Source organism: Shewanella corallii, from assembly GCF_023349125.1.
GTDB classification, from domain to species: Bacteria; Pseudomonadota; Gammaproteobacteria; order Enterobacterales; family Shewanellaceae; genus Shewanella; species Shewanella corallii.
In genome coordinates this window covers 169,624-189,555 of the sequence record NZ_JAKIKT010000006.1, presented here as the reverse complement: position 1 = coordinate 189,555, position 19,932 = coordinate 169,624, and the positions used below count along the sequence as shown (strand labels likewise).

18 protein-coding genes and 1 pseudogene are annotated in these 19,932 nt (G+C 51.1%); 16 read left to right on the top strand and 3 right to left on the bottom strand.

Annotated features, from left to right (window positions below; translation table 11 throughout):
• Positions 1 to 14: 14 nt before the first annotated feature.
• Positions 15 to 1,262 carry a tryptophan permease gene (mtr, locus tag L2725_RS15645; RefSeq protein ID WP_249249780.1) on the bottom strand — a complete coding sequence of 416 codons (1,248 nt, stop codon included), beginning with the start codon at positions 1,260 to 1,262 and terminating at the stop codon, positions 15 to 17.
• 94 nt (positions 1,263 to 1,356) lie between these two features.
• Positions 1,357 to 3,774, bottom strand: a complete 2,418-nt coding sequence (gene plsB, locus L2725_RS15640; protein ID WP_249249779.1) for a glycerol-3-phosphate 1-O-acyltransferase PlsB — start codon at positions 3,772 to 3,774, stop codon at positions 1,357 to 1,359.
• 157 nt (positions 3,775 to 3,931) lie between these two features.
• Between plsB and lexA the strand changes: the two genes are divergently transcribed.
• The 6 genes and pseudogenes from lexA to L2725_RS15610 all read left to right on the top strand — a co-directional run bounded on the left by lexA (position 3,932) and on the right by L2725_RS15610 (position 9,688).
• Positions 3,932 to 4,552: a transcriptional repressor LexA gene (lexA, locus tag L2725_RS15635; RefSeq protein ID WP_115136461.1), complete on the top strand. Its 621-nt coding sequence runs from the start codon at positions 3,932 to 3,934 to the stop codon at positions 4,550 to 4,552.
• Entirely contained in the window at positions 4,549 to 5,046 is a 498-nt protein-coding gene (locus L2725_RS15630) for a cell division inhibitor SulA (protein WP_249249778.1), read from the top strand. The genes lexA and L2725_RS15630 overlap by 4 nt, the downstream gene beginning before the upstream one ends.
• A 375-nt stretch (positions 5,047 to 5,421) precedes the next feature.
• A pseudogene (gene coxB / locus L2725_RS15625) lies at positions 5,422 to 6,528 on the top strand (cytochrome c oxidase subunit II); the annotation flags it as partial.
• Between the two features lie 27 nt (positions 6,529 to 6,555).
• On the top strand, positions 6,556 to 8,166 hold the full coding sequence (gene ctaD, locus L2725_RS15620; protein WP_249249777.1) for a cytochrome c oxidase subunit I: 1,611 nt from the start codon (positions 6,556 to 6,558) through the stop codon (positions 8,164 to 8,166).
• 2 nt (positions 8,167 to 8,168) lie between these two features.
• Positions 8,169 to 8,816, top strand: a complete 648-nt coding sequence (locus L2725_RS15615; protein WP_249249776.1) for a cytochrome c oxidase assembly protein — start codon at positions 8,169 to 8,171, stop codon at positions 8,814 to 8,816.
• Complete coding sequence (locus tag L2725_RS15610) at positions 8,813 to 9,688, top strand: cytochrome c oxidase subunit 3 (protein ID WP_249249775.1); 876 nt, start codon at positions 8,813 to 8,815, stop codon at positions 9,686 to 9,688. Before L2725_RS15615 ends, L2725_RS15610 begins: the two co-directional genes overlap by 4 nt.
• Positions 9,689 to 9,690: 2 nt before the next feature.
• Here L2725_RS15610 and L2725_RS15605 read toward each other — a convergent pair whose 3' ends face one another.
• Positions 9,691 to 9,909 (bottom strand): DUF2909 family protein, encoded by a 219-nt coding sequence (locus tag L2725_RS15605; RefSeq protein ID WP_249249774.1) that lies wholly within the window; start codon positions 9,907 to 9,909, stop codon positions 9,691 to 9,693.
• Positions 9,910 to 9,933: 24 nt separating this feature from the next.
• Between L2725_RS15605 and L2725_RS15600 the strand changes: the two genes are divergently transcribed.
• The 10 genes from L2725_RS15600 (at position 9,934) to L2725_RS15555 (ending at position 19,905) form a co-directional block, all read left to right on the top strand.
• Positions 9,934 to 10,647 (top strand): SURF1 family protein, encoded by a 714-nt coding sequence (locus tag L2725_RS15600; protein WP_249249773.1) that lies wholly within the window; start codon positions 9,934 to 9,936, stop codon positions 10,645 to 10,647.
• 37 nt (positions 10,648 to 10,684) lie between these two features.
• Positions 10,685 to 11,221 (top strand): hypothetical protein, encoded by a 537-nt coding sequence (locus tag L2725_RS15595; RefSeq protein ID WP_249249772.1) that lies wholly within the window; start codon positions 10,685 to 10,687, stop codon positions 11,219 to 11,221.
• A complete protein-coding gene (locus L2725_RS15590; RefSeq protein WP_249249770.1) occupies positions 11,221 to 12,204 on the top strand; it encodes a COX15/CtaA family protein in 984 nt (327 codons plus the stop codon). The genes L2725_RS15595 and L2725_RS15590 overlap by 1 nt, the downstream gene beginning before the upstream one ends.
• 13 nt (positions 12,205 to 12,217) lie before the next feature.
• On the top strand, positions 12,218 to 13,141 hold the full coding sequence (cyoE, locus tag L2725_RS15585; RefSeq protein WP_249249768.1) for a heme o synthase: 924 nt from the start codon (positions 12,218 to 12,220) through the stop codon (positions 13,139 to 13,141).
• Between the two features lie 2 nt (positions 13,142 to 13,143).
• Positions 13,144 to 13,770 carry an SCO family protein gene (locus L2725_RS15580; protein ID WP_249249766.1) on the top strand — a complete coding sequence of 209 codons (627 nt, stop codon included), beginning with the start codon at positions 13,144 to 13,146 and terminating at the stop codon, positions 13,768 to 13,770.
• Between the two features lie 213 nt (positions 13,771 to 13,983).
• Positions 13,984 to 14,265: an STAS domain-containing protein gene (locus L2725_RS15575; protein WP_115136473.1), complete on the top strand. Its 282-nt coding sequence runs from the start codon at positions 13,984 to 13,986 to the stop codon at positions 14,263 to 14,265.
• A gap of 14 nt (positions 14,266 to 14,279) precedes the next feature.
• Positions 14,280 to 14,642 carry a response regulator gene (locus L2725_RS15570; protein ID WP_115136474.1) on the top strand — a complete coding sequence of 121 codons (363 nt, stop codon included), beginning with the start codon at positions 14,280 to 14,282 and terminating at the stop codon, positions 14,640 to 14,642.
• 27 nt (positions 14,643 to 14,669) lie between these two features.
• The gene (locus tag L2725_RS15565; RefSeq protein ID WP_249249764.1) at positions 14,670 to 16,682 is read left to right on the top strand and encodes a chemotaxis protein CheA; all 2,013 of its coding nucleotides are present in this window, start codon (positions 14,670 to 14,672) and stop codon (positions 16,680 to 16,682) included.
• 11 nt (positions 16,683 to 16,693) lie between these two features.
• Positions 16,694 to 17,248, top strand: a complete 555-nt coding sequence (locus L2725_RS15560; protein WP_249249763.1) for a chemotaxis protein CheW — start codon at positions 16,694 to 16,696, stop codon at positions 17,246 to 17,248.
• Between the two features lie 23 nt (positions 17,249 to 17,271).
• Positions 17,272 to 19,905: a methyl-accepting chemotaxis protein gene (locus L2725_RS15555; RefSeq protein ID WP_249249762.1), complete on the top strand. Its 2,634-nt coding sequence runs from the start codon at positions 17,272 to 17,274 to the stop codon at positions 19,903 to 19,905.
• Positions 19,906 to 19,932 lie beyond the last annotated feature (27 nt).

Here is a 19,932-nt window from a genome sequence, read left to right as displayed (position 1 = left end):
TTTATTGGGTTGAATTAACCATACACAGGCAGCAGATCCGCCATCGCCAGCAGATGACATACTCCGGTCACCACGCCAAAGGCAATAACCAGAATAATCAAAGGAGTGCCGCCGGGAACTTTAAAGCCCTGATAGTCCGGATACATCTGGCGAGTTTTGTAGGCCATCAAAGCTGGCACAATCACGGCCCAGATACAGGCGGCCAATGCAGCAAAGCCGATGGCGACCAGGAAGCCATTGGGGAACAGTACCCCCATCAAGGTTGGCGGAACAAAGGTCACCAATGCGGTTTTGGCGCGGCCACTCAAAGAATCATCAAATCCAAACAGATCAGCCAGATAATCGAACAGTCCCAGAGTCACACCGAGAAATGATGAAGCTACAGCAAGGTTGGCAAATAATGTCAGCATAGTACCCAGCCAATCAGAGGCCATAACCTGCTGCAAGGCACCGACCAGCACTCCCATATTCCCGCCCTGGGAAATAATATCCACAAAGCCGGTTCGACTGATATTACCCATGGTCGCAATCAGCCAGCACACATAGATAATCAGTCCAAGGAAGGTGCCTATAAAGATGGCTCTGATAATGGTGGTCGGGGCCTTGCCATAGTATTTCACCAGGCTTGGCACATTACCGTGATAACCAAAGCTCGCCAGGCCAAACGGTAACGCCGCCAGAATATAGGGGGCGTAGGACTGCTCACCATTGGGGCTGAACAACTTGGATGGTTCCACTTCCAGCAACAGGTTACCAATTGCCAGGAAGAAGGTGATGATCATCCCACCGAGCATTATGGTGGTAATGCGATCAACCGCCTTGGTGCTGATCAGTACAATCCCTGCAAGGATACCGGCAAACGCCAGGCCCGCGATGCTTTGGGGCAAACTGATATCCAATCCCTGCAGGCTATGATTTACCACAGAGGAGCCGCCACTGATATACGCGTAGGTCAGGATGTAGAGTACAAACGCGATAGACAGACCGCTGACAATTCGCCAGAAACGCCCCAGTGTTTCCCGGGTCAAAGTATCGAAACTGGCACCGGGCTCGAAGTGCAGATTGGCTTCGAGCAGCAGGAGTCCGGACATCAGCATAATAAACCAGATACCCAGCAAGACCATGAGTCCATAGCTGAACCACATCCCTGCGCTCACCACCGGCAGTGAAAACATACCCGCACCAACAGTGGTCCCTGCGACAATCATCGCCCCACCCAGCAGTGATTTGCCCCCGGGGGCAGCATTCATGTGATTCGCCATATTCTGTCCATTATTAATTGTAATCAGCGATAAAAAACGCCTGCGTTGGCAGGCGTTGGTATATAAGCAAGATACGCTTTTTATTGGCCGGGAATCAATGCTCGGCCGCAACTGCGTCGACTATGGTCTGGCGCACCGAAGAACGCAAGAGCCTGTTGGCATGACTGCGAACCCGGTCAATTTGCTCAGGCTCAGCCTTGCCAGCCAGATATCCAAGGTCTTTCAAACGAACACTCAAGGTACCGTAGAGTTTCTTGTCGTAGAACTCCGGTGCGGTAACACCGTGTAATGCTCCCAGGCGCTTCGCCAACAGGTGGCTGTCAGCTTCCAGCTCAGACCGTTCTATATTCGGGCGCGCCGCCAGCAGGTTAAAGATGATGGCATAACGCTGCATGGTTTCACTGATCAGCCCGCTAAGCAGGAACAGCATATGACTCTTGTCCTGATTGACGGTATAGGTGTCTTCACCTGAGATCAGTTGCTCTTCATGGAACTGAGCTAACAGCTGATCTACATAGCCGGGTAGATCCTCGATGCCCATAAAGAGTTCAGCTTCCAGTAAAGGATAAAACTCCCGGGCTACCTGATGCACCAGCTCACGAGAGCAATGCTCATAACGGGTCAGGCAGTTGGCTATCAGGGCCGGAACAATCAAAAGGTGAATAATGTTGTTGCGGTAATAGGTCATTGACAGGGTCTGTAGCGGGTCAAGGCGGATAATAGTACCCAGCGCGTCCGCTTCCTGTACCAGCTTGTTCAACTCCAATCCCTGATCAACCAAAGACGCGCCGTCCCCCTCTACCACAGACATATAGCTGGTGTAGGGAACTTCCTTGAGTAGTTTAAGATACAGATCCAACTGTTTCTCAAGCTGGCTTCTTTCCAGCGCGTTCTGCTCGGCAGCCAACAGCACTGCACTGTTGAGAGTCACAGCACTCGCTGCAGCGGCATCATTAATATTGGTCATCACACGATTAGCCAACTGATTCACCACAGGGGTCAGCCAGTTTGGCTTGCTTTCAGGGTCTTTACTGACCTGCTCACGCCAATCTTCGACATTTTCTGTCAGGAAGCTCTGCAGCGTAATGGGCTGACCAAAGTTCACATAACCCTGACCAAAGTTACCCAGCTTACGAATCGCACCGAACACCTGCCAAACAGACTCTTTTTCCTTTTTCTTACCGCTTAACTCTTTGTGGTAAGTCGCTACTTCCATCACATGGTCATAGCCAAGATAGACAGGTACCAAAGTCACCGGACGCTCAATACCTCGCAGCACACTGTTGACTGTCATCGCCAACATACCTGTTTTTGGTACAAGCAAACGACCGGTACGCGAACGTCCACCTTCGGTGAAATACTCAACTGAATAGCCTTTGGCGAACAGCTGATCAAGATATTCGCGGAATACAGCAGTGTAGAGTTTGTTGCCATTGAAGCTGCGACGGATAAAGAAAGCGCCGCCACGACGGAACATGGGGCCTGCAGGCCAGAAGTTCAGGTTGATACCCGCAGCAATATGCGGGGGCACCATGCCCTGGAAGTAGAGAATATATGAGAGCAGCAGGTAGTCCATATGACTGCGGTGACAGGGCACATACACAATCTCATGGCCGTCGTGATGTAACTGGCGGATCTGCTCGGCGCCGCGGATGTTAATCCCTTTATAAAGCTTGTTCCAGAGCCAGGTAAGGGTGCGCTCCGCAATACGAACCAGAGAGTCTGAGTAATCAGCTGCAATCTCATCCATATACTCAATGGCACGGGCCTTGGCTTCAGATTCTGAAATCTGTTTGGAACTGGCTTCTTCTGCGATGGCGCGCTGCACATTCTCTGAGTTCAACAGTGAATGGAATAGGTTCTGACGATTAGGCAAAGCCGGTCCTGTCATCACCTTGCGCTGACGACGGAAGTGAACCCGGGCTACACGGGCCAGCTTATGGGCGATGGAATGGTCTGTGCCGTGTTCTTCTGCCATATAGCGCAGTGACACAGCATTGGAAAACTGAATAAAGTTGTGTCGTCCCAGGAACAAAATCATCAGGGCCTTACGAAGCCAGCTTGGATCTTCACGCTCCAGCACTGCCGCCTTCATAGTGTCGTCATCTTTGCCCGGCGTCCGTCCCCAAAACAGACTGACAGGCACCAGCTGAACATCCAGCTCACTGTCCTGACGGTGCAGCTCAAGCAGTTGGGTAAAGGCTTCCAGGAAAGGCTCGTTACCCGCTCTTTGACCAAACAAGGGCTTGGCTCCCTCAAGGCAAACCACACGGGGAATCGTGCGACCTTTCAGGTGCAAAGGTTCATTGGGATTTGGTAACCCCAACTCCTGACTGATATTCAGCAACACGTTCATATCGCTGAAAGAAGCAGTCTTAAGGACATAAACCACAGGGCGTTCTGGATCCAGGTTCAGATCCTCAAAAGGGTGCTGTGGCACGGTAATGGTATGGACAAGTTTATCCTGAATCCATCTCAGGGACTTCAACCAAAAAGAGTCTTGTTTGGACATTATTTGCTGCAATCTACATCACATTGAATTGCACATAGAATATCAGACATAACAGGAGTTGTGCCACGGACAGTATCAGACAGTAGTTGAACAATACTTGCACTGTATAAAATACTGTATATACTGACAGGTACTGTATGAAAAAACAGGGACTGACATGAGACCGCTGACGCCGCGCCAAGCTGAAATCCTTGAGCTGATTAAACGCAACATTGCCGATACCGGCATGCCACCTACCCGTGCTGAAATTGCTTCAACACTGGGGTTCCGCAGCGCCAATGCTGCAGAAGAACATCTCAAGGCGCTGGCCAAGAAAGGCTATATCGAGATCATGCCAGGCACCTCCCGGGGGATCCGCCTTCCCCATGAAGAAGCCCAAAATGATGATGCCGGTCTGCCGCTAATCGGCCAGGTCGCCGCAGGTGAGCCTATCCTCGCCCAGCAACATGTCGAGAACTACTATCAGGTTGATCCCGCCATGTTCCGCCCCGCAGCGGACTTTCTACTGCGTGTTCGCGGCGACAGTATGAAAGATATTGGTATTCTCGAAGGCGATCTGCTGGCAGTACATAAAGTTCAGGACGCCCGTAACGGACAGGTTGTTGTCGCCCGTGTAGAGGATGACGTCACAGTTAAACGCTTCGAGAAAAAAGGCAATGTGGTTTATCTGCACGCCGAAAATGAAGCATACAACCCCATCAAGGTCGATTTAACCTGCCAACAGCTGACAATTGAAGGCCTGGCAGTTGGGGTGATTCGTAACGGAGATTGGCTATGAACAAGTTAATGGGAATCGCACCACGTCACCCTGGATTGTGGCAATCAAGCTCAACCTCACAGGCCGGTCTAATACACACTCTGCAGAGTGATAATTCCGGTCTGCAGGAATTGCAGTCCTGTGCACCTCAACTGGCTCAACTGAGTCAGCAGGGTCGCTGGGTGGTTCTGATTAACGCCCCTAAGTTTGAATATAAGCGTCTGCTGGCCCAGGCTGGTGTTCGAATGGACAGAATCCTGCTGGTGCGCACCCGCGATGAAGTCGAGACACTTTGGGCGATGGAGAGAGCACTAACAAGTGGTACGTCCAGTGCTGTAATTACCTGGTCCGCGCCCCTGGATGCCAGGGATCACAGACGATTGCAGTTGGTCGCAAAAAGTGCCCGTGCAACGGGTTGGTTAATTGAGGATGTAAATACTCACTCACATGCCAGCCATGAGCCACGCATAACAAACTGCTCTCCGGCAAGCCTGAATCTGCACAGCTTCCACTGATCTTTAGTAGCAAACTTATCCTACCAAGCCCCGAGTCCGGGGCTTAACTGTTTATATTCACCCAAGAAATTTCATTTGCGCCTTGAGCTTGATCAATATTTACTCAGCAAGTAATGTAAATTTAAAGGGCAAAGTTTTCTGCCCAACTACTCTCCTCAAAAAAACTGACCGGAAGAAGTTGGTGCCAGAATAAATAGTCGGACGTACAGCGATTAGTGTGTTGTTTGCAGTCGGTGATATAAGGCAAAAAGCCGCACCGAATACACTTGCAGTCTCGTTGCTTATTGTGGGAACCGAAGAGTTAACATAGAGCAGAGATTTACTGTGTGACTCTTCTTTGTAGTTGCGATTGCAATTATACAGAGGAGATGTCTTTTGAAGCATTGGCTGTATTTATTGGTGGGGATTTTTTCTCCCACTTTGGCGGCATCGGAATTGCCGCTCAACATGACCCAGGGGGTCACAGAAATAAGTAATCAGGTCTATGACCTGCATATGACTATTCTACTTATTTGCTGTGTCATCGGTCTGATTGTGTTTGGATTAATGTTTTACTCCATGCTCAATCACCGTAAGTCCAAAGGCGCTGTTCCGGCGCAATTTCACGAAAGCACCAAAGTTGAAATTATCTGGACGCTGATCCCATTCCTTATCCTGGTTGGTATGGCGGTTCCCGCCACCAGTACCCTGATTGCCATGGAAGACACTTCCGATGCCGATATCACTGTGATGGTGACAGGTTCGCAATGGAAGTGGCACTACAAATACTTCAACGAGGAGATTGAGTTCTTCTCGATTCTGTCGACTCCCAGAGACCAGATAGATAATAAGGCGCCCAAGGATGCCAACTATCTGCTCGAAGTCGACAAGCCGCTGGTGTTACCCATCAATAAGAAAGTGCGCTTCCTTGTAACCTCTGAAGATGTGATTCACTCCTGGTGGGTACCTGCTTTTGCGGTGAAAAAGGACGCCAACCCAGGTTTTATCAACGAAGCCTGGACCAAGATTGATAAACCCGGGACTTACCGGGGTCAATGCGCCGAGCTTTGCGGTAAAGACCATGGCTTTATGCCAATTGTGGTAGAAGCTATGCCTGAAGCCGAATTTGACGCCTGGATTGCAGGCCAGAAGCAGGCTGCCACTGAAGCCGCAGCTCAGGCTGAAGCTTCTCTGTCACAAACTCTGACCATGGACGAACTCATGGCTCAGGGCGAACAGGTTTATATGGCTCGTTGCGCCGCCTGTCATCAACCTAATGGTGCCGGTCTTCCCGGTGTCTTCCCCGGACTGCTTAAGAGCCCGATTATTCAGGGCCCTGTCGGTGACCACCTTGACATAGTGATCAATGGTAAGCCAGGCACAGCCATGCAGGCCTTTGCCAAGCAGCTGACAGCGCAGGAAATTGCCGCAGTTGTTACCTATGAGCGTAATGCCTGGGGTAATGACACCGGCGATGTAGTTCAAGCTGCTGATGTCAGCAACTTCGAAAAATAACGGGGAGACAGATAGATGAACACCACTACACAAGACACAGATGCCACGTTGGATCCGGTCTCCCATGACGATCACCATCATGATGGGCCACCAAAAGGCATAATGCGTTGGATACTCACTACCAACCATAAAGATATCGGTACGCTTTACCTTTGGTTCAGTTTCATTATGTTCCTGATTGGCGGTGCGATGGCACTGGTGATCAGGGCAGAGCTGTTCCAGCCTGGTTTGCAGTTGGTTGACCCCAACTTCTTTAACCAGATGACCACAGTGCACGGCCTGATTATGGTATTCGGCGCAGTAATGCCGGCATTTACCGGTCTGGCCAACTGGATGATCCCCTTGATGATTGGTGCGCCGGACATGGCGCTGCCAAGGATGAATAACTGGAGCTTCTGGATCCTGCCATTCGCCTTCTTTATCCTGCTCAGCTCGCTGTTTATGGAAGGTGGCGGCCCTAACTTCGGTTGGACTTTCTACGCTCCACTTTCAACCACTTATGGCCCTGACTCTACCGCCCTGTTTGTGTTCTCAGTACACATCATGGGTATCAGCTCCATCATGGGTGCCATCAACGTTATCGTTACCATAGTCAATATGCGCGCACCGGGTATGACCTGGATGAAACTGCCGCTGTTCGTATGGACCTGGCTGATCACCGCATTCCTGTTGATTATGGTGATGCCGGTGCTGGCAGGTGTGGTTACTATGGTGCTGACAGACAAGTACTTTGCCACCAGCTTCTTTGATGCTGCCGGTGGTGGTGACCCTGTGATGTTCCAGCATATATTCTGGTTCTTCGGTCACCCTGAGGTGTACATCATGATCCTGCCTTCATTCGGGATCGTCTCCTCCATTGTGCCTGCATTCAGCCGTAAAAAGCTGTTTGGCTACTCCTCAATGGTATACGCCACCGCAAGTATTGCGATTCTCTCCTTCCTGGTGTGGGCGCATCATATGTTCACCACAGGTATGCCCCTGGCCGGAGAACTCTTCTTTATGTACTGCACCATGCTGATTGCAGTGCCTACAGGGGTGAAGATCTTTAACTGGGTAGCCACTATGTGGCGGGGTGCTTTGACCTTCGAAACCCCAATGTTGTTCTCGCTGGCCTTTATTATCCTGTTCACCATTGGTGGATTCTCAGGCCTGATGCTGGCTATCACGCCTGCTGATTTCCAGTATCACGACACCTATTTTGTGGTCGCTCACTTCCACTATGTACTGGTATCAGGTGCCGTGTTCTCCATTATGGCGGCCGCATACTACTGGCTGCCAAAGTGGACCGGGCATATGTATAACGACACCCTGTCCAAGTGGCACTTCTGGTGTTCGCTCATTTCAGTGAACGTGCTCTTCTTCCCTATGCACTTTGTCGGTTTGGCCGGTATGCCAAGACGTATTCCTGACTACGCACTGCAGTTCGCCGACATCAACCAGATTGTGTCCATTGGTGGCTTCGCCTTTGGTCTGTCGCAACTGCTGTTCCTGGCAGTAGTGATTAAGTGCATCAGAGGCGGTGAAGCAGCGGAAGCCAAGCCCTGGGAAGGCGCTGAAGGCCTGGAATGGGAAGTCCCAAGTCCAGCTCCTTACCACACTTTCAGCACGCCACCTGAGGTGAAGTAATCATGAGTCAGTCAACGCAAAATCGAAAGCTGATAGGTTTGTTGCTGCTGGGTGCAGTAGGCATGTTCGGCTTTGGTTTTGCGCTGGTCCCCCTGTATGACGTCCTGTGTGATGCATTGGGGATCAATGGCAAAACCAATGAAACTGCCGTTACCTACAAGCCCATGGAGGTAGACACCAGTCGTCTGGTGTCAGTGGAGTTTGTGGCCATGGTCCCGGGAAAAATGCCCTGGGAATTTGGGCCCGAGGTCAAACGTATGCAGGTTCATCCCGGTGAACTTATCAGGACCAAGTTTCTGGCAACCAATAATACCGGCGCCACTATGGTAGGTCAGGCTATCCCCTCTGTTTCTCCGGGAACCGGGGCCGCCTATTTCAATAAGACAGAGTGCTTCTGTTTTAACCAACAAACCCTGATGGCCCATGCCAGTGCGGAGTTGCCTCTGATTTTTTATGTTGACCCCGACCTGCCAGAAGAAATCAACACCCTGACTCTCTCATACACCCTGTTTGATATTACTGTCCAGATGGACAGTACAGGGGGGAGTGAGCAGGTGAAACAAGATAACCAAAAGACAACCAAGCATTCTGATTTCACCGCCCGATACTCCTTGGGCGGCGGGAATGCAGAGCAAGGAGTCGCTAGATGACAACCAAACATGAAGCCTACTATGTACCGGCCCAAAGTGCCTGGCCCATTGTCGGCGCGATAGGTCTGTTTTTAATTGCCTGGGGTGCAGGCACTTTTGTATCTCAGCTGGAAACGGGTGGCGGTGTAGGCGGTTACGTATTGCTCGCCGGCATCTGTGTAATCTTATTTATGCTGATTGGCTGGTTCCGAAATGTTATCGATGAGTCGATGCAGGGCCTTTACTCTGCACAAATGGACAGATCCTTCAGACAGGGGATGAGCTGGTTTATCGTCTCTGAAATTATGTTCTTTGTGGCCTTTTTTGGAGCCTTGCTCTACGCCAGACAATTCTCAGTGCCCTGGCTTGGGGGAGCTTCCAATAACGCCATGACTCACGAGATTCTCTGGCCGACTTTTGAAGCCTTCTGGCCGCTGATTAAGACACCTGGTGGGACAGAAACTGAAGCCATGGGTTGGCAGGGATTACCATTGATGAACACCATACTTCTGGTGATCTCTTCAGTAACACTGCACTTCGCCCACACCAGTCTGGAAAAAGGTAAGCGCGGCCCGCTCAAATTCTGGCTGGCAATTACCATAGCCTTGGGTCTGGCCTTCCTGGTCGGTCAGGTCTACGAATACAAGTTCGCTTATCAGGATATGGGGCTACGTCTGGATTCAGGTATCTATGGCAACACCTTCTTCCTGCTTACCGGTTTCCACGGCATGCACGTGACGCTGGGAGCGGTATTCCTGATTGTACTGCTGATGAGAGTACTCAAGGGACACTTTACCCCTGAGCACCAATTTGCGTTCCAGGCAGGCAGTTGGTACTGGCACTTTGTCGATGTGGTATGGCTGTGCCTGTTTGTATTCGTCTACATCCTGTAACGCTAGTAAGGGCGCGGATTTGGAGTAACCAATCCGCTGCCCAATGCGATCAACAGCAGGATAATTATCAGAGCTGAAAACAGTACCCGGCGACCAAGAAACTGACTCATGGATTGCTGACTGTCACCTCTGAGCATAATGAAAAGTGCCCGTCCCAGGTTGAACAGGACAAAGAGTAATAAGAGCACTAACAGAATTTTAAACAGCAACACGAGATTCATTGGCAGTCCTTGCATCGAGGTAAGATGATTAGAGCGATTTTTGTACTGCTCACTTTGGGGATATTTGTGCTGATGGTCAAGCTTGGCTTCTGGCAGCTGTCCAGAGCAGAAGAGAAGACCCAGTGGCAGGCACAGCTTGAGTCCAGAATGAAGGAGCGACCACTGGGCTTCAGTGAGCTGTTGATACTGGCTGAGAATGATGACAACCCGAGTGGTTACCGTTTCCAGCTAAGCGCCTCCGCCCTGGCTGAGCCTCTGATATTGCTCGATAACCAGGTGGTTGATGGCAGGGTTGGATATCTGGCTTATCAGTTATTTGAGGTCACCCAATCCGGCCCCAGAATTTTAGTTGAACTTGGCTTTGTACCTGCGCCGCGCCAGAGATCTCAGTTGCCGCAGGTACCAAGCGTACAGGGCGAAGTCCTGTTACAGGGAAAGGTGTATCGCAAGGAGGCAAATCCCTTAAGCCACAAACTGCTGGCAGATACTCATTCCCCTTTAAGAATACAAAACCTCAACTTTGACGAGTTGAACGAGCATTTGGGTTTTCCGGTCATGGCGCTGGCATTGCAACCGGATAATTTGGCGGGAGTATCGCTGCCCAGATCCTGGCATCCCATTCCTATGCCGCCAGAAAAGCATATGGGATATGCCGTACAGTGGTTCTCCATGGCCACGGCTTTATTTTTACTGAGTGTCTTTTTTGTGCTGAGACAGAGGTACAGAAAAGCGAACTGAAAAGATGTCATTTCGCATCATAACCAGAGGAGCCAAGATGAACTCCCTATTTAAAAGCCGCTTAAGTCTGATACTGGTGCTCGTCGCCTTTATCTTGCCGGTCATACTGGCCAAGTTGGTACTGGATAATCACTGGTATCAGGGTGGAGTCACCAATAAGGGCGTGTTAATCAACGAGCCCGTCAACTACTCCACTCTGGGCATGGAAAATCCCCATAAAGGCCTGTGGCAGGTGATCTATATGCCTCCTGCAAACTGCAACACCCAGTGTCAGGATCGCCTTTATGTCATCAAACAAAGCCATACCGCACTGGGCAAATACAGGGACAGAGTCACCCCTGTTGTCATGCAGCCTCAGGCTACAGTACCGCAGACAGCTCAAGACATGCCGGTTATGACTCCCTCTTCAGCGATGGCGTCCCAATTGGCGGGAGGCGAGATCGTAATCGTCGACCCCATGGGTAATCTGGTGATGCGTTATGCCACAGTATCCGGCAAGGATGCACAAATTGCACAGGGCAAAGATCTGCTGGCAGATCTCAGAAAAATGCTCAAGTTGTCGAGGATTGGCTGATGACACTGAAATCTCTGCTTAAACTCACCCTGATCTTTACCCTGTTCGTTATCATCATGGGGGCCTATACCCGCCTTGAGGATGCAGGTCTGGGCTGTCCTGACTGGCCTGGGTGCTACGGCCACCTGACTGTGCCCGATGAAGCCCATGAGCTGGCTAAAGCTGACAATCTCTTCCCAGATCAGGAGGTCGAACCCTATAAAGCCTGGCTTGAGATGATCCACAGATATGTTGCCGGTACCCTGGGTCTGCTGGTGCTGTGGATTTTGATCCGTTGCCTCAGAGATCCTGAAGCTCCCAACAAACTTCCTATCTTTATCTCTGCTCTGATTATCTTTCAGGCGCTGTTAGGGATGTGGACAGTCACCATGAAGCTGATGCCCATAGTGGTGATGAGTCATTTGCTCGGGGGCTTTACGTTACTGTCACTATTGCTGTTGCTCTATTTAAGAACCAAACCCCTGAGAATCCCCGGGGGCGACAGCACTGCACGCAAGCTGGCACCGCTGGCCATGGCAGGTCTGGTAGTAGTGGTTTTGCAGATACTCCTTGGAGGCTGGACCTCATCCAACTATGCCGCCCTCGCCTGTACCCAGCTCCCTGTATGTGAAGGTGACTGGATGGCTAATCTGCAACTGGCCAAGGCATTTTCCCCATTCCAGGGCGACCACCCCAGTTTTGAATTTGGCGTACTCGATTATCACACCCGCATGACTATCCACGTGGTGCACAGGTTCGGAGCAGTGGTCACTGCAGGCATTTTGCTGTGGTTAGCCTTCAAGCTATGGCGCACCGCTCAATCAGGCTTGCTTCGCAGTAGCGCGGTACTGCTGGTACTGGTGCTTGCCGTACAGATCGGACTGGGTATTTCCAATATCGTGCTTCACCTGCCTCTGGGCATCGCAGTTTCCCACAATGTTGGCGCAGCGCTCCTGCTGTTGACCATGGTTTATATCAATTACGCCCTGTGGCGCAAGGCATAACAAGGAGTTGAGTATGGCGAAATCAATACAGGTGGCGACCCCACAAACAAGCAATGCCTCGCGTCAACCTATGACCTTTCAGTGGCGGGCCTACTACGAAATGACAAAACCCAAGGTGGTGGCACTGATGCTACTCACTGTATTGGTGGGTATGTGTCTGGCGGTGCCGGGTAGTGTTCCGCTGCGGCCAATGATCTTTGGTTTGATTGGCATCGCCATGATGTCGGGTGCCGCTGCCGCACTGAACCATTTGATCGACAGACGTATTGACGGGCAAATGGCCCGCACCTACAACCGACCCCTGCCCAAAGGAAAAGTCAGCGCGGGTCACGCTCTAACCTTTGCCTTGCTGCTGGCTGTATTGGGCTTTGTCATCCTGTATACCCTGGTGAATGCCATTACCGCCTGGCTCACCTTCGCCAGCCTTATTGGTTATGCCATTGTGTATACGGCTTATCTGAAGCGGGCTACGCCTCAGAATATTGTGATCGGTGGTCTTGCAGGCGCCATGCCTCCGCTGCTTGGCTGGACCGCAGTCACAGGTGAGTTCCATGGTCACAGCTTGCTGCTGGTCATTATCATATTCACCTGGACTCCCCCTCATTTCTGGGCCCTGGCGATTCACCGCAAAGCGGATTATGCCAAAGTGGACGTGCCCATGTTGCCCGTGACCCATGGTACAGAGTTCACCAAGACCTGCATTCTGCTGTACACCTTCCTGCTGGCGATCGCCTGTTTGTTGCCCGTGCTGGTTGGCATGTCCGGGCCTCTGTACCTGGTCAGCTCCACCCTTCTCAGCTGCGCCTTTATCTATAAAGCCTGGCAGTTAAAGTATGCAGATGAGCCAGGATTGGCGATGAATGTGTTCAAGTTCTCTATCTATCACCTGATGCTGCTGTTCCTGGCTCTGCTGGCCGATCACTATCTGTGGGGCTAAGCATGATGAAGCGACCCTTTATCATAGTCGCTGCGGTACTGCTGATGACTCTGGGAGTGTTGGCCGCCTCCCAGTGGCGTCAACATCAGTCACCGCCGGACTTAAAGACCAGCTATCTGTTCCCGGAAGCGAGAGCCATGGCGCCCTTCGAACTACAGGATCAGCACGGTAGCTCATTCAATAACGACAGCCTCAAAGGAAAGTGGAGCCTGATCTTTATTGGCTTTACTTCCTGTCCGGATATCTGCCCAACCACCATGGGAAAATTGGCAGCTGCCTATGCAGACCTCAATAAGGAAGCCCCGCTGCAAGTGGTGTTTATATCTGTGGATCCCGAGCGTGATACTCAGGATAAACTTGCCAGTTATATAGAATTTTTTAACCCTGAGTTTGTTGCTGCAACAGCGCCTCATTCCGAGCTGTTTCCCCTCACCCGTCAACTTGGGATGATCTATGCCATGGTCGGCGAAGGGGAGGATTACACGGTCGACCACAGCGCATCTATGGTGCTACTCAACCCAAAAGGGGAAAAGGTCGCAGTGGTCAAACCCCGCAGCGAAGGTAAATCCCTGCCTCAAATTCGTCTGCAAGAAATGGTTGCAGACGTCCAGGCAATCCAATCACTTTGATCATCAACGAACCCGGCGTTCACGCCGGGTTCAGCATACTCAAGACTTCCCTCCGCTGAATCTGCAACCTTAGTTGCAGCCCCTGACAGCCCTCAGACCTAATCCTCAGTCACCCAAGCTAAAAAAATTTTTTCCATCGCAGGCAATACTCTGAATTGACGACTATCTTTTGTTGATAGAGGGAGACGTTGGCTCAAGTTCAGGGGATGACTAATGCCAGATTACACAGAGACTTTCGACACAGAACTCACCATCAGATCCGTACAGGATGTGTATACCAAATTGCATGAACATCTGGCTCAGGGAGATGCCCTGACATTGGATGCAGGCAAGCTGATTCAGGTTGATACTGCAGGAGCACAACTGCTGCACCTGCTGTCCAAACTTGATGAAAGCGACTCTCACCGACTCACCTGGCAAAACGGGACAGTTGAGTTGCAGGCACAACTTCAAAGCTTGGGAATTGAAATCCCTGCGCTATTTTCCGACATCTGAAAGGAACACAGCATATGAAGAAAATACTTGCAGTTGATGATTCGGCATCAATGCGTCAAATGGTGGGCTTCACGCTTAAGACGGCAGGTTTCGATGTTACCGAGGCCTGCAATGGCGATGAGGCTCTCAAGGTGGCACAACAGGGACAATATGATCTGGTGATATCAGATGTAAATATGCCCGTGATGGATGGCATCACCCTGATTAGAAATCTTCGGGATCTACCCGCCTATAAATTTACCCCCTTGCTGATGCTTACTACTGAATCCGGTGGTGACAAAAAGCAGGAAGGCAGAGCTGCCGGCGCAACCGGCTGGATTGTAAAACCATTCAATCCAGATCAATTGTTGGCGACAGTACGCAAAGTCTTGGGTTAACAACAGCATCACGGAGATCAAAGGCATATGGATATCGATCTCAGCCAGTTCAGTCAGGTTTTTTTCGAAGAGAGTATCGAAGGTCTGGCTGCGATGGAGGCAGAGCTACTGAATCTGGATGTGGATAACCCGGATGATGAAGCCATTAATACCATCTTCAGATCAGCACACTCCATCAAAGGTGGCAGTGGTACCTTTGGATTCACTGCTGTGGCCAACTTTACTCACCTGCTGGAAACTCTGCTGGATGAAATCCGCGATGGCAGGCGCAAGATGTTGCCGGACCATGTCGATATTTTGCTGCACTCCGTGGATGTGCTGAGGGGGATGCTCGATGCCCTGATGGCGGAAACAGAGTATTCCGACCCCAAGTTGCAAGAGCTTGAACAACGACTAAATGAAGCGCTCGGCGCCGACAGTCAGACATCTTCTGAGGCTACTACAGACGCAGAACCGGTTGCAGATACTTCGGCAAACCAAATCTGGCGGATCCGATTCATTGCGGGCGAGCACATCATGCGCTGTGGCAATGATCCTATGCTGATGTTCAATGAACTCAGAGATATAGGCTCACTCAATGTCACGCTACTCACCAAAGAGATGCCAGCTCTTGATGGTTATGATCCTGAAGCCTGTTATCTCAGCTGGGAGCTCGAGCTGGAAACGGACCAGCCTCAGGAAAAGATCAAAGAAGCTTTCGAGTGGGTCGAGGATGAATGTGAAATCAGTTACGAACAGGTCACCACTGAGCCTGCCGAACAAGAGCAAGCTGAAGCCAAAACTTCGGCGGTCGTCCAGACTGTTACCTCTAAACCTCAAGGCACAGCCAAACCCAAGAACACAGATGGTGGGTCTATCCGGGTCAGCACCGAAAAGATAGATATGCTTATTAACATGGTAGGCGAACTGGTGATCACCCAGGCAATGCTGGGCCAGATAGGCCAGCAGGAAGAGATCTCCCAGGAATCTGTGCTCATGCTGCAACAAGGGCTGGAACAGCTGGCGTCCCACACCCGGGATCTACAGGAAAGCGTTATGCAGATCCGTATGATCCCCATCAGTTTCGCCTTTAACCGATTCCCAAGGCTGGTGAGAGACACCAGTCAGCAACTCGGCAAGAAAGTCGAACTCATCATGAAAGGTGAGGAGACTGAATTGGATAAAACCGTGATGGAGAAGATTGTCGACCCAATGGTACACCTGGTTCGCAACTCCCTTGACCACGGTCTGGAATCACCGGAAGACAGAGTTGCCAAGGGCAAAACTGAAACCGGCTCCATTACCCTCAACGCCTATCACCAGGGCGGCAACATTGTGATTGAGATTATTGACGACGGCGCAGGCCTGAATACAGAGAAAATTCTCAACAAAGCTGTCGAAAAAGGACTGGTTAGCCCAGATGAAGATCTGTCTGATGACGCTATCCATCAGCTAATCTTCAAGCCCGGATTTTCTACTGCTGATGCCGTCTCTGATCTTTCAGGCCGGGGCGTAGGCATGGATGTCGTTAAACGGAATATTCACGAGCTTAACGGCACTATAGATCTTCGCTCCCGCAAAGATGAAGGCAGTCGTTTTACCATACGTTTACCGCTGACATTGGCCATTCTCGACGGTCAGTTGGTGCGCATTGGCGATCATGTCTATGTGGTACCACTGGTTTCTATCTATGAATCGCTGCAGGTCTCTCAGGACAGAATCAACCGCCTCAGCGATGAACACGAACTCATTCGGCTGCGGGATGAATACGTCCCTGTGGTCAAAGTGTTTAAAGAGTTTGGCCATCACGCAGAGGCACAGAACATAAAAGATGGCCTGGTGATGGTGGTAGATAACAGCAACGAAAAAGTCGGCCTATTGGTTGATGAGTTGCTCGCGCAGCAACAGGTTGTCATCAAGAACCTGGAAGACAACTACACACGCATACCTGGCGTATCTGGTGCCACGATCCTGGGCAACGGCACAGTAGCTCTGATTATCGACGTTGCCGGCTTGGTCAATCTGGCAGGAATTGGCCATAGCAACGAGCATGCAGCGTAAGGAAGCTGACAATGGAAAATATTGCCACTGAAGAAAATATGGCGGTCGCGGAACATGAAGGACAGCAGTTCCTGAGTTTCATCATGGCCGAAGAGGAATATGGAGTAGACATACTCTCAGTGCAGGAGATCCGCGGATGGGAGCCGACGACGGCTATCCCCAACGCCCCTGAGCATGTCAAAGGGGTAATCAATCTGCGAGGCACCATAGTGCCCATCATAGATCTCAGGCAAAGATTCGGTATAGCCTCGCTGGAATATGGCCCAACCACAGTGGTTATCGTGGTCAAGGTTTCAGTGGAAAACACCCAAAAAGTCATAGGCATAGTGGTGGATGCTGTATCAGATGTGTTCAGCATTAACCATGGCAGCATCCGCTCAGCTCCGGACTTCGGCCAGGAAGCGGATCTCAGGTTTATCAAGGGGCTGACCAATGTAAACGATAAAATGGTCATCCTGCTGGATATCAACCTACTACTGGGTTCAGAGGTGCTGCCGGATGCAGCAAAGCTATCACAAATGATTGAAACACTGGATAAAGCACAGCCCACTGAGGCAATCGCGTAACAGGGTCTTAAGAGGACGGACGAATGGAAGCAAGCAAAATGACTGCAGCGTCCACTGCAGAAACTTCGACATCACTCGGGGCTGCCCCCCTCGCTGGCGCGGGTATAGCCATTAGTCTGCTGGGCCTGGTGCTCAGTTTGGCCAGTGTGCCCTCAGTCTGGGTTGCCGCTGCTCAGGTTGGCGCCATTGTGGTGTTCGCACTGGCTTACGCCAAAATCAACCAGATGGATCAACAAGTCTCGCTGGCGTTTCAGGAGCTGTCACTGGCACTGGATGGCAATTCCACAGGTTTCTCCAGATTGGCCCTGCCGGGCTGGATGGCGTTAACGGCCAAATTCAAGCAGCCCAAAGCTGGCAACGACCTGTCAGAAATTACCAGCCAGGCACTGGATATCTGTCAGGCCAATGTGATGCTTGCCAGCCCTGATGGTGAAATCCTCTACCTCAACGAGTCTCTGCAAAAAGCACTGGATAACGCTGAATCAGATATTCGCAAGGAACTGCCTGAGTTCAACAGCAAGCGACTCGCAGGTGCACACATGGATATGTTCCATAAAAACCCTGCTCATCAGCGAGGTCTGATTGCCGGTCTGCGCAGTGCGCACAACAGCGAAATTACCGTGGGTGGCCGTACCTTCAGCCTGATTGCCTCTCCTGTGTTCGATAATGACCATGAACGTATTGCTACTGTTGTTGAATGGAAAGATCTGACCAAAGAAAAAGCGATGCAAGCCGAGAGCGAGCATAACCAGCGGGAAACAAACCGTATTAAGCAGGCGCTGGATGTCTGTCAGGCTAATGTTATGGTGGCAGATGCTGACCTGAATATTATTTACCTGAATGACTCACTCGAAGAGATGCTCAGCAGTAATGAGGCCAAACTCAAACAGAGTCTGGTGCACTTTAATTGCCAAACTCTGATTGGCACCAATATCGATGTATTCCACAAAAACCCCGCTCACCAGCGAGGCCTGCTGGCGAATCTGACCAGCAGCTACAAGACCCGTATTGAAGTCGCGGGCCTGAAGTTTAACCTTATTGCCACACCTATCTTCGATAAGGGGGTACGTACAGGCACTGTGGTGGAATGGGCTGATGTAACAGCTCGCCTGCAACGTGAGGAAGAGGAAGCACGCCTGGCGGCGGAAAATGCCCGAATCAAGCAGGCATTGGATAACGTGACCGCCAATACCATGGTGGCAGATGCTGACCTGAACATCATCTATCTGAACCAGTCAGTAATGAATATGTTCCGCAAGGCACAATCGGACATAGTGAAAGATCTGCCGAGATTCGACAGCAATACGCTGATTGGCACCAATATCGATATTTTCCACAAAAACCCTGCTCATCAAAGAGGTCTGTTGGCAGGTCTGAACAGCACCTTTACCAGTCAACTGAATGTGGGTGGGCGTACCTTTAAGATCATTGCCAATCCCATTATTGGCGACTCAGGTGAACGTATTGGCACCGTGGTTGAGTGGGCAGACCGCACTGCAGAAGTCGCGATTGAACATGAGATCGATGACATCATCTCTGCGGCCAATGCCGGTGACCTCAGTTGCCGTATCTCCACCGCAGATAAAGAAGGCTTCTTCCTCAACCTGTCCAATGGTCTGAATAAGCTGGTCAGTATCGCTGACGATGTGATTTCAGATGTGGTGGATATGTTTGATGGTCTGGCCAAAGGGGATTTGACCCGTCAGATTCAGGGAGATTATCAGGGTCAGTTTGGCAAGCTCAAAACAGACGCCAATGCAACCGTGTCACGCCTGACCGAAGTACTCAACGGTATTCTGGAGTCAGCCAGCACAGTGACCGCCGGAGCTGAAGAGATAGCTAAAGGTAACGCAGACTTGAGTCAGCGTACCGAAGAGCAGGCTGCATCGCTGGAAGAAACTGCCTCCAGCATGGAAGAGATGACCACTACAGTGCGTCAAAGTGCCGACAACGCCAACCTGGCTGATGACCTGGCCAAGGAGGCCAGCGACAAGGCCAACCATGGCGGTAAGGTGGTCAAGCAGGCTGTCAGTGCCATGGAAGCCATCAATGAATCCAGCAAGCGTATCTCGGATATTATCGGTGTTATCGATGAAATCGCCTTCCAAACCAACCTGCTGGCACTGAATGCCGCAGTAGAGGCGGCCCGCGCAGGGGAGCAGGGCAGAGGCTTTGCTGTGGTCGCAGGTGAGGTTCGCAATCTGGCGCAGCGCAGTGCCGGTGCGGCCAAGGAGATTAAGGAGCTCATCCGCGACAGTGTCAACAAGGTCACAGATGGGACCTCTCTGGTTAACCAGTCGGGTGAAACCCTACAGGAAATCGTCAATGCCGTGTCCAAGGTTGCTGAGATGATCAACCAGATCAGCATCGCCTCAGAACAGCAATCCTCAGGCATCAGTGAGGTGAACAAAGCCGTATCCCAGATGGATGAAATGACCCAGCAAAATGCTGCTCTGGTGGAAGAAGTTTCCGCCGCAGGAGACGCTATGGCAGAGCAATCCCGCAATATGCGCCGTCAATTGGGCTTCTTCAAGATGGATAAAGCTGTAGCTTCTGCTGCGCCTATGATGGAGCCTAGTTCCGCACCACTGGCACTGGTTTCAGGTGAACCTGCCAGTCAGCCCAACATAAGTAATGAAGAGTGGAATGAGTTCTAGGAGTACAGATATTGGAACTGAGCGAAG

Bases quoted from the DNA above. Each gene is read 5' to 3' on its own strand.
- L2725_RS15595 (WP_249249772.1), top strand. From the start codon at position 10,685: ATGAACTCCCTATTTAAAAGCCGCTTAAGTCTGATACTGGTGCTCGTC.
- L2725_RS15630 (WP_249249778.1), top strand. From the start codon at position 4,549: ATGAACAAGTTAATGGGAATCGCACCACGTCACCCTGGATTGTGGCAA.
- L2725_RS15580 (WP_249249766.1), top strand. From the start codon at position 13,144: ATGATGAAGCGACCCTTTATCATAGTCGCTGCGGTACTGCTGATGACT.
- cyoE (WP_249249768.1), top strand. From the start codon at position 12,218: ATGGCGAAATCAATACAGGTGGCGACCCCACAAACAAGCAATGCCTCG.
- L2725_RS15575 (WP_115136473.1), top strand. From the start codon at position 13,984: ATGCCAGATTACACAGAGACTTTCGACACAGAACTCACCATCAGATCC.
- mtr (WP_249249780.1), bottom strand. From the start codon at position 1,262: ATGGCGAATCACATGAATGCTGCCCCCGGGGGCAAATCACTGCTGGGT.
- L2725_RS15605 (WP_249249774.1), bottom strand. From the start codon at position 9,909: ATGAATCTCGTGTTGCTGTTTAAAATTCTGTTAGTGCTCTTATTACTC.
- lexA (WP_115136461.1), top strand. From the start codon at position 3,932: ATGAGACCGCTGACGCCGCGCCAAGCTGAAATCCTTGAGCTGATTAAA.
- L2725_RS15565 (WP_249249764.1), top strand. From the start codon at position 14,670: ATGGATATCGATCTCAGCCAGTTCAGTCAGGTTTTTTTCGAAGAGAGT.
- plsB (WP_249249779.1), bottom strand. From the start codon at position 3,774: ATGTCCAAACAAGACTCTTTTTGGTTGAAGTCCCTGAGATGGATTCAG.
- L2725_RS15590 (WP_249249770.1), top strand. From the start codon at position 11,221: ATGACACTGAAATCTCTGCTTAAACTCACCCTGATCTTTACCCTGTTC.
- L2725_RS15600 (WP_249249773.1), top strand. From the start codon at position 9,934: ATGATTAGAGCGATTTTTGTACTGCTCACTTTGGGGATATTTGTGCTG.
- L2725_RS15570 (WP_115136474.1), top strand. From the start codon at position 14,280: ATGAAGAAAATACTTGCAGTTGATGATTCGGCATCAATGCGTCAAATG.
- L2725_RS15615 (WP_249249776.1), top strand. From the start codon at position 8,169: ATGAGTCAGTCAACGCAAAATCGAAAGCTGATAGGTTTGTTGCTGCTG.
- L2725_RS15555 (WP_249249762.1), top strand. From the start codon at position 17,272: ATGGAAGCAAGCAAAATGACTGCAGCGTCCACTGCAGAAACTTCGACA.
- ctaD (WP_249249777.1), top strand. From the start codon at position 6,556: ATGAACACCACTACACAAGACACAGATGCCACGTTGGATCCGGTCTCC.
- L2725_RS15560 (WP_249249763.1), top strand. From the start codon at position 16,694: ATGGAAAATATTGCCACTGAAGAAAATATGGCGGTCGCGGAACATGAA.
- L2725_RS15610 (WP_249249775.1), top strand. From the start codon at position 8,813: ATGACAACCAAACATGAAGCCTACTATGTACCGGCCCAAAGTGCCTGG.